Annotated in this window: 12 protein-coding genes; 6 read left to right on the top strand and 6 right to left on the bottom strand. The window is 68.2% G+C overall.

Annotated elements, in window-relative coordinates; translation table 11 throughout:
* Window positions 1-340 precede the first annotated feature (340 nt).
* Together RIC11_RS10625 and RIC11_RS10630 are read left to right on the top strand one after the other, a co-directional pair.
* On the top strand, window positions 341-1,354 hold the full coding sequence (locus RIC11_RS10625) for an HD-GYP domain-containing protein (RefSeq protein ID WP_350211039.1): 1,014 nt from the start codon (window positions 341-343) through the stop codon (window positions 1,352-1,354).
* Entirely contained in the window at window positions 1,294-1,734 is a 441-nt protein-coding gene (locus RIC11_RS10630; RefSeq protein WP_350211041.1) for a PilZ domain-containing protein, read from the top strand. The genes RIC11_RS10625 and RIC11_RS10630 overlap by 61 nt, the downstream gene beginning before the upstream one ends.
* Window positions 1,735-1,970: 236 nt before the next feature.
* On the opposite strand, the gene RIC11_RS10635 is transcribed toward RIC11_RS10630, so the two are convergent.
* Window positions 1,971-3,314 carry a sulfatase family protein gene (locus RIC11_RS10635; protein WP_350211043.1) on the bottom strand — a complete coding sequence of 448 codons (1,344 nt, stop codon included), beginning with the start codon at window positions 3,312-3,314 and terminating at the stop codon, window positions 1,971-1,973.
* Between the two features lie 179 nt (window positions 3,315-3,493).
* On the opposite strand from RIC11_RS10635, the gene RIC11_RS10640 reads away from it, so the two are divergent.
* Together RIC11_RS10640 and RIC11_RS10645 are read left to right on the top strand one after the other, a co-directional pair.
* Window positions 3,494-3,829 (top strand): DUF4235 domain-containing protein, encoded by a 336-nt coding sequence (locus tag RIC11_RS10640; protein ID WP_350211044.1) that lies wholly within the window; start codon window positions 3,494-3,496, stop codon window positions 3,827-3,829.
* A 226-nt stretch (window positions 3,830-4,055) separates the two neighbouring features.
* On the top strand, window positions 4,056-4,766 hold the full coding sequence (locus RIC11_RS10645; protein ID WP_350211046.1) for a hypothetical protein: 711 nt from the start codon (window positions 4,056-4,058) through the stop codon (window positions 4,764-4,766).
* Window positions 4,767-4,879: 113 nt separating this feature from the next.
* Here the strand turns inward: RIC11_RS10645 and RIC11_RS10650 are convergent, their stop codons facing one another.
* The 5 genes from RIC11_RS10650 to RIC11_RS10670 form a co-directional block, all read right to left on the bottom strand.
* Window positions 4,880-5,353 (bottom strand): YdeI/OmpD-associated family protein, encoded by a 474-nt coding sequence (locus RIC11_RS10650; RefSeq protein ID WP_350211048.1) that lies wholly within the window; start codon window positions 5,351-5,353, stop codon window positions 4,880-4,882.
* Between the two features lie 115 nt (window positions 5,354-5,468).
* Window positions 5,469-6,299: a hypothetical protein gene (locus RIC11_RS10655; RefSeq protein ID WP_350211050.1), complete on the bottom strand. Its 831-nt coding sequence runs from the start codon at window positions 6,297-6,299 to the stop codon at window positions 5,469-5,471.
* A 322-nt stretch (window positions 6,300-6,621) separates the two neighbouring features.
* Complete coding sequence (locus RIC11_RS10660) at window positions 6,622-7,554, bottom strand: PEP-CTERM sorting domain-containing protein (RefSeq protein WP_350211052.1); 933 nt, start codon at window positions 7,552-7,554, stop codon at window positions 6,622-6,624.
* 221 nt (window positions 7,555-7,775) lie between these two features.
* Window positions 7,776-9,395, bottom strand: a complete 1,620-nt coding sequence (gene groL, locus RIC11_RS10665) for a chaperonin GroEL (RefSeq protein WP_350211054.1) — start codon at window positions 9,393-9,395, stop codon at window positions 7,776-7,778.
* Between the two features lie 160 nt (window positions 9,396-9,555).
* A complete protein-coding gene (locus RIC11_RS10670) occupies window positions 9,556-9,873 on the bottom strand; it encodes a co-chaperone GroES (RefSeq protein WP_350211056.1) in 318 nt (105 codons plus the stop codon).
* Between the two features lie 462 nt (window positions 9,874-10,335).
* Here RIC11_RS10670 and RIC11_RS10675 point away from each other — a divergent pair, with 462 nt between their 5' ends.
* Window positions 10,336-10,593 carry a hypothetical protein gene (locus tag RIC11_RS10675; RefSeq protein WP_350211057.1) on the top strand — a complete coding sequence of 86 codons (258 nt, stop codon included), beginning with the start codon at window positions 10,336-10,338 and terminating at the stop codon, window positions 10,591-10,593.
* 211 nt (window positions 10,594-10,804) lie between these two features.
* The gene (locus tag RIC11_RS10680; protein ID WP_350211059.1) at window positions 10,805-11,089 is read left to right on the top strand and encodes a hypothetical protein; all 285 of its coding nucleotides are present in this window, start codon (window positions 10,805-10,807) and stop codon (window positions 11,087-11,089) included.
* Window positions 11,090-11,464 lie beyond the last annotated feature (375 nt).

Here is an 11,464-nt window from a genome sequence, read left to right on the forward strand (position 1 = left end):
GGAACAACAGTCGTGGGCGCCACTGTCCGGCTTGTCCGGCAGTGGACGCCGGGTACCCGCTTCGCACTGCTGGCGAGCCAGCAGTGGCGCCCGGCGCTTGCGGCTGTCCGGGCTGCTCGCTTGGAGCCTGCCAAGGCGGATGACCGGCAGGACGCGTACAAGCCGACCACGTCGGCCACGTCGCGCAGGGGAATCCTCTCCAATTCTTCGCTGCGTTCATCCGCAATCTTGTGCCACACTTCTGGGTGGCCGGGCCGGGCGCCGTGCGAAGGCCACGGTTTTATGTGATGCGTCAAACCCTCGCCGCGCGACGCCGACCCCCCGCAGCACGCTCTGCCCGATGTCTACCTTGCAGACCGAACAGCGCCTCGCGCGGGCCGATGGCTTTAGCAGCCTGCCGGTCCAGTACTTCTTGACCAAGCGGGCGCCGGCGGTCGATGTCTACGCCTTTTTTGAAGGCGACGCAGAGCCGCGGCTGCTCGCTGGCCGGGAGCACGACGCGCCAGCAGCGGAGCTCGAGGGTTGGAAGCGGTCGGGCTTGAGCCATGTGCTCGTGCGGAAGAGCGACGCGCAACGGGTGAGGCAGCAACTCGCGGGTTGTCTCGACGAGCTAGCCGACGACGAATCGCTCCCCGCCAACGACCGCGTGCGTGTCTTGCAGTCGCTGCTCGCGTCGACCCTCGAGCAGCGCCTGTCAGGTGCGGACGCCGATGCCTGGATCGCCGAGGCGAAGTCGGCCGCGGAGCGGATCGTCCGGCTGAGTCAGCAGAGTGGCGTCACGGCGGATTCACTGTTTCAGCTAGCGCAGCACGACACGACGACGTTCGTCCACGCGACCAACGTGGCCGCGTACGCCGTGCTGTTGGCGGTCCAGCTAGGAACTACCGACGCAGAGGAGCTCCGCCAGATCTGCTCGGGGGCGTTGCTGCACGACTACGGCAAGAAGTTTCTCCCGAAAGCGCTGCTCACGAAGCGCGGACGTCTGGACCAGCAAGAGCGTGCGCTGATCGAGTCGCACGCCCAACGCGGCTTCGAAGCGCTCGCCGGCCGTTCGGGCGTCACGCCGGGTCAGCTGATGATGGTCTACCAGCACCACGAACGACTGGATGGCAGCGGCTACCCGGTGGCGCTGGTGGGCAACGAGATCCACCCCTGGGCCAAGCTGCTCGCGGTGGTCGACGTGTTCGACGCGTTGACCGCCAAGCGTCCTTACCGGCTCCAGGCCCCGGTGGCCACTGCGTTGACGGAACTGACCGAGAGCGCCGGTGTTCAATTCGACGAAGAGGTTGTGCAATGCTGGGTGTCGATCTTCAAGCGCAAGTCGCGGAAGAGCGTTGGCTCGGTCTCGACTTGAGGGCGTCACTCCCGTCGGGAAGCGATGTCCGGCCGAGCGACAGCCGTTGCTCTTTTCCGGACGCGTCGCGTCGCAGCCGGGAGCGCGTCGCGCTCGCCGGTCGCGCAATCGTGCGTCGCGGAAAGCGGCGGTTAGGGGTGTTCCCCCGCGACTTCTCTGTCGGCGGGGTGGGGTTCGTCTCGCCTTGCCAACTGTTCCCGAACGAACGGGTCGAGCTCGACCTCGGATTGGACGAGGAGCTCGAACTCATCGTGCGGCGGTGTCGGCGGTTGGCCGCCGAGGCGTTTGTCTGCGGGACGGTGTTCGCCACGGGTCCGATGTCCGCCCGCCAGTGCCGGGAGTTTGCGGACGCGGTGGCCAGCGTCAGCCGATCGGTATGAGTTGCATGCGGGGTCGCCGAGTCCGTGTCGGCTGCTGGCTGCCTCCTATCGCTCGATCACCGGCTACGCCGCAGATGAGATCGCGTCGGCGAGGTCCTCGCAGAACGAACTTGCCCGGGTAGGGAGTTCCCTTCTGTCGAGGGGAAGCCGGCTGGACGCGTGCCGTGCGGCGCGGTTTCCGGCGTCGTTAGGCGGGTCGTCGACTCGGGCCTCTGGTGAGCCGGTCCCCGCCCGCGTTATGGAGTCCACCACGCGTCGAGCTCGTCGGTCAACTCGGCGACTACCTCCGGGTGGCTCTCGGCCACCTCGCGCCGCTCGTGCGGGTCTTCGGCGACGTGGTACAGCTCGGCCGCTGCGTCGGGCAGGCGTTGTTGGTAGGGCAGAACCAGCTTCCACGGGCCGTGGACGGTCCAGCGGTGTTTCAGGCTCGCGGCCGGCCGATCGAGGTCGACGATGTCGTGCTCGTAGATCGCGCCGAAGGCTTGGTCGCGCTCTATCAGCCGTTCGCGCTCGAGCAGGCTCACCCCTTGCAGCTCTTCGCCCGGGGCGAGGCCGCACGCGGCGAGCACCGTCGGCGCGATGTCGATCGTGCTGACGAGCGTGGTCTCGTCGCGGCGCGGCTCGACGTGGTCCGGCCAGCGGACCATGACCGGCGTACGCAGGCCGCCGTCGTAGGGGGAGCGTTTCGAACGCGGCGCGTAGGCCGAGCGGTCGCGGCGGTTGACCCAGCCGTTGTCGCACGCGTAAACGACGATCGTGTCGTCGGCCACGCCACGCTCGTTGAGCAAGTCGAGCAGCTCGCCGCAGGTCTCGTCGAACCACTCGCACATCGCCCAGTACTTGGCCACGCTCGGCGAGTCGACCTTGTCGCGGTACTTCGCCAGGAGCCGCTCGGGCGGGTTGTGGGGCGTGTGCGGCAGGAACGGGGCGTACCAAAGGAAGAACGGGCGGCCCGCCTGTTTGGCCTCGTCGAGGAAAGCCGGGATCGGGTCGAGCCCCTCGCGGCCGATACGCAGGCCGTCGTCGCCGTGGCGGCCGCCCGGCTCGGGGAATCCGCGGGTCATCCCGTGCGTGAAGCCGCCCCGCTTGTACGAGCCGAGCCACCACTTGCCGGTCTGCAGCGACAGGTAGCCACGCTCGGCCAGGCGCCGTGGCAGGGTGGGCCAGTCGTCGGCCTTGGCGATCAGCCGGGCCCGCCGCTCGTCGCGGCCGGGGTCCGACGCGCCGGGCCCACGCGGCGCGCCGGGAGTCCGCGCGGGGTCGTTGCCCACGTAGCCGTGCTCGTGCGGGTAGAGGCCGGTGATGATCGAGGCGAGGCTCGGCGCGCAGAGGCTCGTCGGCACGTAGCCGCGCGTGTAGGTGAGGCTCTGTTCGGACAGCCGGTCGAGCCGCGGCGTGTCGATCGCCGGGTGGCCCATGAAGCCGTAGTCGGTCCACGCTTGGTCATCGGCGATGATCAGCACCACGTTGGGCGTCGCAGCGAGGGCGCCCGCCGCGGTGAGGATCCCGCCCACTAAGAGCAGCGCGACGCGGCGGAGGCCGCTGCTTAGGAGCGTCGCCGTGCGGAATCGTGTCGGCATGTCGCTTGCGTTGGGTAGTTGCAGCACAACGGGTCAGCCGGCTTGCGAGCCGGATAATCGCTCCACCATACACGGCGCGGCCCGCCGCATCAGCGCAGGCTGGTCGGCCTCCGAGCAGGCTGGTCGCTCCGCCCCCACCAAGCACCGCGGCCCTTTTTCGGTCGCCGAAAGGACCCTCTATGTCTGTGATTTCCGACCTTCCCGAACGCGTCCAAGAGATCATCGATCAGGACCCGGACGACGCCGCGGCCCAGATCGAGTCGCCACCGGAAAGCCTGCTGGTGACCGGCGCGGCGATCGCCGCCGGGGTGGCGACCCGGAAGGGGCTCAAGGCGGTCTGGAAACGCGTCGCCGGCGTGGAGCCGCCCGATTCGCCCACCAAGGCGGGCGTCACGTGGCGCGACGCGCTCATCTGGGGCGCGGCGGTCGGCGCGGCGGTCGGCGTCGCCCGGGTGATCGGCCAACGCACGACCCACGTGGCAACCCGGCGAGTGCTCGAGCGCCGACGCGGTTGACCGCCGGCTGCCGGAGACCGCCCAGTGATTGGGGCGCGGGGAGTTGGGCTCGGAGATTAGGGCGCAGTCGGTGGAATCTGCTTGATACGGGCCGCCGCTGCGGCTAGCCTCAGCGGGACGAACGAGGGCCGTGCTGCCCGCGGTCCCGGCTGCGCCACGGCCGCCGGACCGCCCGCGGCGTGTCACGGCCCCGAATGCCTCCTCCCGCGTCAGCCAGGATCGCCTCATGAGATGCACCCTTGTCGGGCTAGCCGCCCTGTCCCTCGCCGCGCCGGCAGGCGCGACGACCATGCTGTTTGACTTCGGGAATATCGCTCGCCAGACCGCTCTGCCGGGCTGGAACAACGTGGTCTACACGAACCCGGACCCGCCGCCGCCGCTTGAGACGGTGGTCGACAGCACCGGCGCGAACGTTCCGGGAGTGTCGCTCGCGATCACGGATCAGTTCTTCATCAATGGCCAGCCCTCGCAGATCGGCAGCGAGAGCCCCTCGGGCGACGCGGCCGCCTACCCGGTCGACGCCACCGACGACTACTTCTTCGGCCACACCGGCCCCTTCGCCGGCGCCGAGGACAACCCGACCGGGGCGATCACGCTCGCCGGGCTCGATCAGGGCCTCGCTTACGACTTCCGCTTCTTCTCCGCCCGCAACGGCGTCAACGACAGCCGAGAGACCGCTTTCTCGGTGGTCGGCGCCAACTCCGCCAGCGGCGTGAACGTAACTTCCAACAACGATTCGGAAGTGCTGAGCTTGCCGGGCGTGTTCCCGGACGCCAACGGCGAGATCACGGTCACCGTGTCGGCCGGCCCCGGCAACGACAACGGCAACGCGTTCTATTACATCAACGTGATGCAGGTCGACTTCATCCCCGAGCCGGGCGCCGCCACGCTGCTCGCCCTCGCGGCGGGCTCGTTTGTCGCCGCCCGGCGCCGCTGAACGGCCCGGCTGGACAACGACAACACACGACCAAAGAGCCGCCGGCGCGAGCCGGCGGCTCTTGTTGTTTGTCGGCCGGAGCCTTGCTCGGGCGGCGACCCGCTGCGGCGCGGCTACGGCGCCCCGCCGGCGATCTCTTCCAGCACCTGCTCGACCCGCCGCCGCCGGGTGTCGGGGCGCTTGGCCGACCCGACCCGGTAGGCCAACCCACGCCGCCGGCCGGGCGTCAGCTCGTTCCAGAGTTTCTTGAGCCGGGAGCTCGCTTCGAGCGCCCGCTCCAGCTCGATCGGCACGTCGACCCGGTCTTGATCGGCGACCGAGAACCGGACGAACACGCGGTCGCCTGCCTCGCAGCGTAGCCGCTTGAGGAAGCGCTTGGACAACAGCAGGTAGCGGCCCTTCTTGTGTGGCATGAGGGCGCCGCTCAGTGGCACGCCGTTCACCTCGGCGTCGATCCGCAGCGGCCGGCCGTCGGGGAAGGGGACCGACCGCCGGGTCGCGTCGGGCAAGAACACCACCGTGTACCGAAACGTGTCGAACGACCTCGCCACGATGGGGGCTTCAAACTCGTAAGCGGCGGCGGCCATGCCAGAAGGGTAGGCGGGTCCACCGCGGAGGAAAACGAAAAAGCCGCCGGCACGCGCCGGCGGCTTCTCGATGGTTTGGACGTAGGGGCTCGTTCGTTGAACGAGGCCAGCGACGCTAAGCGCCCATCCGGCCGCGTGCGCCGGCGAGGCCGGTCAGCAGCAGCCAGATGAGGCCGGCCGACGCCTCGGGGACGACGGCCGAGTCGATGTCCAGCGCGAAGTTGTCGACGCGGATCGTGCCGAAGTTCTTCTCGATGTACAGGCCGAAGAGGTCGACCGTGCCGTCCGGCAGAGCGAGGCCACTCTCGGAGCCAGCGGTCGTGGTCCGACGCGGCAGGGTGGTCGTGTCGCCGCCGATGTAGGTGTCGAACAGGCCGAACGTCAGCGTGCTGGGGTCCAGCATGTTCATCGTCCACGCGTTGCGGTCCCCCACGTGGAGCACGCCGGTGTCCGACACGTAGAACTCGCCGTCGACACGGAACACCAGGTGCATGTCGGTAAAGTCGGCGATATCCGGACGCGGTTGGGTCGCCGTGCCGGTGTTGTTGCGCGACTCCCAGATGACCTTGTTCAGGTCGCTCGACTGGAAGCTGTACTCGTTCGTGTAGATGTACACGCCCGCGCGTTGGTCCGGCGAGAAGAAGGCGAAACCGGTGTCGGCGGTCGGTCCGACCGGGTTGGAGTTGATGGCGGGCAGCTCGGTGCTGCCGGTGCTGACCGAGATCTGTCCGTCGGGCGGCGACGCGATCGAGTTGTCGTGTTGGCCGGCGAACCAGCTCTGGTCGATGGCGAGCTGCCCTTGGCCCGCGGTGCTGCTGTCGTTCGGGAAGATCTCCCGGTACTCGATCGCCGCGTCGGCGGTCGCCGCGGAGAGCGCCGCGACGGCCAAGCTTGCAATCAGAAGAGCGATCTTGTCGCGAAGCTGCGAGAATGTTCGAAGCTGCATTTCCATTAGCCCGTGCGAGAACACCCGGCGCTCATGGACAGCCACCGAGGCCGCCCCCATCCCGTGCGCCGAATTCGTCGTCAGATTAGCTGCGGGTATCCACGCCAGCAATCAATTTCCGCTTAAAAAGCGAGCGTTTTTCCTTGCTAGCTTTCGGCGCCCGCGCGACCCGCCGGGCGCTTCGCCGGGCCGGCAGTCGGCCCCCCGATTTGCCAGCGCTGACCGACGAACTTTCCGCCACGTTGGTCAACAAAAAGAAGCCGCCGGCGCTCGCCGGCGGCTCCTTGATCGTTGTTGAATGGTCGGCAGCTCTGCGTGCGATTCAGCGACGCCGGCGGGTAGCGGCCGCCGCGCCGAGTAGCAGGAGCGCCGAGGTCGTTGGCTCGGGGATCTGCGTTACGACCACGTTGTCAAACACGCCGTACTGGAACGTCGGGTTGCCGATCGACGTGAAGAAGTCGGCGTAGAACAGCGAGATGTTGCCGTCGATGGTGCAGCCGTTCGACCCGTCGGACGTGTCGTTGCAGTCCATCGTCACAATCGGCAGGCGGTCGCCGTTGGGCTTCTCGATGACGACATCGACAACGCCACCGATGGCGGTGAACTCGTAGGTGACCCACTGGAAACCCGGCGAGCCGGGGGTGCTCACGCCGCCCGCCTGGCCCTGCGCGGCGGGGGCGGGCGCCTCGGGCAGGAAGTCCGCGTAGTAGGGGTCCGAGCCCTGGCGGGTGCCGGCGGCCATCGCGCTAGAGTCGACGAAGAAGCCCGACTTGAGCGCCCGCCAGTCGCTCGCCGAGCCCCCGTCGCCGGTCGCGATGAGCTGCGCGCCGCTCGCCACGTCGGCCGTGACGCCGTCGTACCCGAGGCCGCCGCCGATGAACTCGGTGCTCGTGCCCACGTTGTCCTCGAAGTTGATCCAGGCGTCGAACCGCAGCTGGTAGTCGCCGCTGAAGCTCTCGCCAACGGGGTAGAGGGTCAGGAAGCTGGAGGCGCCCCGGCTGATGTTGGCCTCGGTCTTCAAGCCCGACGTGGCGGCGTCGCCCGGCGCGCTGTTGGGCGCCTCGGGGATGCCGACGGTGCTGTAGTTGAAGCCGAATGTCGCGCTGGTGTCCGGCGTGGCGTTCACGCCCCAGTTGTCGGCGCCGTTGAGTTCGCTGCGGTAGATGACCTCCGCATCGCCCGCGGCGGCGCTAAAGAGGGCGCCGGCGGCCACGCCCAGCGTGGCGAGGAGACGGTTCAGGTTTGTCGAGATCATTAGACGGGGTCGGGCTAGGCAGGAGGCGGAACGCTTACGGTTTTCACCCTAGTTACGGCCCTTGCCCCGGCAAAGGAATTCGCGCCGGATGCGTGACTCGTCGCGCAGGCAAATCGCGCCTTTGCGCATGAAAGAAGCCGCCGGCGTGCGCCGGCGGCTTCGTCGCTTACTACTCCTTAAAAGCCTCCCGCCTCCGGCCTACAGCCTAGAGGCCGCAGGCCTCAATACATGTCGTCCATGCCCGGGGCGCCGGCGCCGGCCTTGTGCTTCTTCGGCGCGTCGGCGATCAGCGCGTCGGAGGTCAGCAGCAGGGTGGCCACGCTGGCCGCGTTCTGCAGGGCGGTGCGGGTGACCTTGACCGGGTCGATGACGCCGGCCTTCACCAGGTCCTCGTACTTGTCGGTCGCCGCGTTGTAGCCCTCGGCGCCCTTGGAGTCGGCGACCTTCTCGCAGACGACGCCGCCGTCCTTGCCCGCGTTGTTGGCGATCGCCTTGAGCGGCGCCTGCGACGCGCGGACGACGATCTGGTAGCCGACCTCTTGGTCGTGGGTGAGGCCGGTGGGCTTGACCTTGCTGCTGCAACGCACGAGGGCCACGCCGCCGCCGGGGAGGATGCCCTCTTCGACCGCCGCGCGGGTGGCGTGCAACGCGTCCTCGACGCGGGCCTTCTTCTCCTTCATCTCGCTCTCGGTCGCCGCGCCGACGTTGACCTTGGCCACGCCGCCGGAGAGCTTCGCAAGGCGCTCCTCGAGCTTCTCGCGGTCGTAATCGCTGCTGGTGTTCTCGATCTCGCGGCGGATCTGGTCGATGCGGCCCTTGATGTCGCCCGACTTGCCCGCGCCCTCGATGATCGTCGTGTTGTCCTTGTCGATGATCACCTTCTTGGCGCGGCCGAGCTCCGCGAGGCCGATCGACTCGAGCTTGACGCCCAGGTCCTCGAAGATCGCCTGGCCGCCGGTCAGCACGGCGATGTCCTCGAGCATCGCCTTGCGGCGGTCACCGAAGCCGGGCGCCTTGACGGCGGCCACGTTGAACGTGCCGCGGAGCTTGTTGATCACCAGCGTGGCGAGGGCCTCGCCCTCGATGTCCTCGGCCACGATCAACAGCGGCTTGCCCGAGTTGACCACCGCCTCGAGGACCGGCACGAGGTCCTTGACGCTGGCGATCTTCTTCTCGTGGATCAGGATGTAGCAGTCCTCCAGCACGCACTCCATCAGCTGCTGGTCGGTCACGAAGTACGGCGACAGGTAGCCGCGGTCGAACTGCATGCCCTCGACCCACTCGACCTCGGTCGCGAGCGACTTGCCCTCGTCGACGGTGATCACGCCGTCCTTGCCGACCTTCTCCATCGCCTTGGAGAGCATCTCGCCGATCTCGTGGTCGCCGTTCGAAGCGACCGTGCCGACCTGGGCCATCTCCTCGGTCGACTTGACCTTGATCGACATCTTCTTTAGCTCGGCCGTGATGTCCTCGACGGCCTTCTCGATGCCCTGCTTCATCTGCACGGGGTTCACGCCCGCCACGACCGCCTTGAGGCCCTCGTTGAAGATCGCCTCGGCCAGCACGGTCGCGGTGGTGGTGCCGTCGCCGGCCACGTCGGACGTCCGCGAAGCGACCTCCTTCACCATCTGCGCGCCCATGTTCTCGTAGGTGTCTTCCAGCTCGATCTCCTTCGCCACGGTGACCCCGTCCTTCGTGACGGTCGGCGAGCCGAACGACTTCTGGAGGATCACGTTGCGGCCCTTCGGGCCGAGCGTGACCTTGACCGCACGGGCGAGCTTCTGCACGCCGCGGCGCATCGCGTCGCGGGCCTCTTGTTCGAAAGCGATGATCTTGGCCATAGGTGGCTATCCGTTGTGTTGGGGGAGTCGCTCCGGTGGGAGCTTGGATTGGCTTCGGTGAACAAGGCGCTGGTTGCGAGGCGCTAGGCGCTAGTCTCGGACGGCGGCGTCCGCCACAGCCCCGACCAGCCATCAAAAATTAGCGCCTTCGAACTAGCGCCTATTCGACCACCGCGAGGATGTCCGACTCGCTCATCAGCAGGTACTCCTCGTCGCCCAGCTCGATGGTCTCGGGCGCGTAGCTGGTGAAGAGGACCTCGTCGCCGGGCTTGACTTGCATCTCGCCACGCGAGCCGTCGTCGAGCAGCTTGCCGGGGCCGACCGCGACGATCGTGCCGCGGTTGGGCTTCTCGCGCGACGAGTCGGGCAGGACGATGCCGCCGGCGGTCTTCTCCGACGACTCGATCCGCTCCACGACAACCTTGTCGCCCATCGGTTCGAGCTTGACCTTCGTCTTCTTCTTGGTGGCGGTCGCCATCGGCGAACTCCTCAACAGCAAGGGGTGGATGATTCGGGAAACGTCGAGCCCCACGGCCGGGTGGCCTCGGGGCGGATGGTCCTGTTCGGGACGCGGCCGTCGGCCCTACGCGGCGCAACGGTGACGCAGTCGGCCTTGCCTGTCAGCAAGTCGTGCGCCACACCGCGATAATCTCGGTAAGCCGATATATAGCAAGGGTTTGCGTCGGGGTGCTCCCGCCAGGCATGCCCATAGCGGCTGCCAAACCGGCCCCTCGACCCCGTGGCGTCGACCCGCCTCGCCAGCAGTTCTGCCAGAATGGCGCCCGCCTCGCGGGCCGGAGGAGGGGCGGGCAAGGCGGGTCGGCCTGGCGGTACGCCGGTTGCCCCGTTGGGCTTGCCGGTCCGCGGCCCCTACAAAACCAAAGGCCCCCCGCGCCCCTCACCCGCTCGCAAAAGGACCGCCCGAATCAGGAACCCCCTCATGAAAGCCCCCCGACTCACGCTAGCGTTGGCCGGCGCCATGTTGGCCGCGACGCTGCTGGGCGCCGCTTCGGCCGACGCCGTGCCCCAATGGCGGCTGCGGCGTTGGCTCGATTACCGGCAACCGATCGATCCGACGATCCGCCCGACGGTCCGGTTCAACGCCCCGGCGGCGCCGCGCTACACGCCCCGTTACTGGACCCCGCGTCGGTCCACGCCGGCGTACGCTCCGCACGGCTACCGGGTGATTATTCGCTGACCTGTCCGCTATCGGCGGTTGGCGGCGCCGTTGGCGCCAGGTGTGCACCTGTTGTCGAGGGAGTCGGTTTCCGCCCTCTCCGGCCGCGAAAGACTTGGCCTTGGCGGTTCCGACCACGCAATGATCACCCTCACCGCATGCTGGGACGCATCGGCGCCGATTGGCGCCTGGGCCCTCGCGGTGCGAGGAAGCACACCTTAAGGAGGCATCGATGACCAAGAAACGCATACTCTCGTGGACGCTCGCGTCGGCCGCTTCGGCCGGCTTGATGCTTGTGGCCACGCCCGAAGCCGACGCGTTCCGCGTGCTGCGTCGGCGACCGGTAGCGCGCCGCGCGCCGATGCGGGTCTACCGCACGCCCGGCCGCGCCTACCGACGCGGCGTGCTCCGCGCGCCGAGAGCCGGCGGCTATTACAGCCCCTACGGCTACGGCGGCTACGGTTGGAACGGCGTCCGCGTGAACGCGCCGGGCGTCGGCGTGACGGTCGGATTCTGAACGAAGCCGATCGCGCGGCCCCACCCGAGCGACAGCAATCTGCTGCGACTCATGGCCCGATGTCGCCCGCGACATCGGGCCATCTTCGTGCGCGTCGCAGGCGCTAGTGTCAGGCGCTCGCCTTGCGGTTAGCGATCAAGAAAGGAGGCCGGTAGCCGAGCGAATTCCGGCCAATCCGCCAGCGGCCGGCGCGCGAGCGGGCCACAATTACCGAGGCGAGAGCAACGACCCGGCTCGCCCGAAGCCGCGCCGCCGTGGCGCTCACTGTAACGAAACGCGAAGTCGCGACGCGGCAACGGCTTACGCGTGGTTTCGCTACAGGTTTCGTTACTTTGGGCCGCGGCGAATGTTCGTGTCGCGTTTGTTTCAAAAACC

Source organism: Botrimarina sp., assembly GCF_040219535.1.
Taxonomy (GTDB): domain Bacteria; phylum Planctomycetota; class Planctomycetia; order Pirellulales; family Lacipirellulaceae; genus Botrimarina.

What these genes read in the sequence shown, in the direction of transcription:
- groL (WP_350211054.1), bottom strand. Translation starts at nt 9,395, where the DNA reads ATGGCCAAGATCATCGCTTTCGAACAAGAGGCCCGCGACGCGATGCGC.
- RIC11_RS10660 (WP_350211052.1), bottom strand. Translation starts at nt 7,554, where the DNA reads ATGATCTCGACAAACCTGAACCGTCTCCTCGCCACGCTGGGCGTGGCC.
- RIC11_RS10640 (WP_350211044.1), top strand. Translation starts at nt 3,494, where the DNA reads ATGTCTGTGATTTCCGACCTTCCCGAACGCGTCCAAGAGATCATCGAT.
- RIC11_RS10645 (WP_350211046.1), top strand. Translation starts at nt 4,056, where the DNA reads ATGAGATGCACCCTTGTCGGGCTAGCCGCCCTGTCCCTCGCCGCGCCG.
- RIC11_RS10675 (WP_350211057.1), top strand. Translation starts at nt 10,336, where the DNA reads ATGAAAGCCCCCCGACTCACGCTAGCGTTGGCCGGCGCCATGTTGGCC.
- RIC11_RS10680 (WP_350211059.1), top strand. Translation starts at nt 10,805, where the DNA reads ATGACCAAGAAACGCATACTCTCGTGGACGCTCGCGTCGGCCGCTTCG.
- RIC11_RS10625 (WP_350211039.1), top strand. Translation starts at nt 341, where the DNA reads ATGTCTACCTTGCAGACCGAACAGCGCCTCGCGCGGGCCGATGGCTTT.
- RIC11_RS10630 (WP_350211041.1), top strand. Translation starts at nt 1,294, where the DNA reads ATGCTGGGTGTCGATCTTCAAGCGCAAGTCGCGGAAGAGCGTTGGCTC.
- RIC11_RS10655 (WP_350211050.1), bottom strand. Translation starts at nt 6,299, where the DNA reads ATGCAGCTTCGAACATTCTCGCAGCTTCGCGACAAGATCGCTCTTCTG.
- RIC11_RS10635 (WP_350211043.1), bottom strand. Translation starts at nt 3,314, where the DNA reads ATGCCGACACGATTCCGCACGGCGACGCTCCTAAGCAGCGGCCTCCGC.
- RIC11_RS10650 (WP_350211048.1), bottom strand. Translation starts at nt 5,353, where the DNA reads ATGGCCGCCGCCGCTTACGAGTTTGAAGCCCCCATCGTGGCGAGGTCG.
- RIC11_RS10670 (WP_350211056.1), bottom strand. Translation starts at nt 9,873, where the DNA reads ATGGCGACCGCCACCAAGAAGAAGACGAAGGTCAAGCTCGAACCGATG.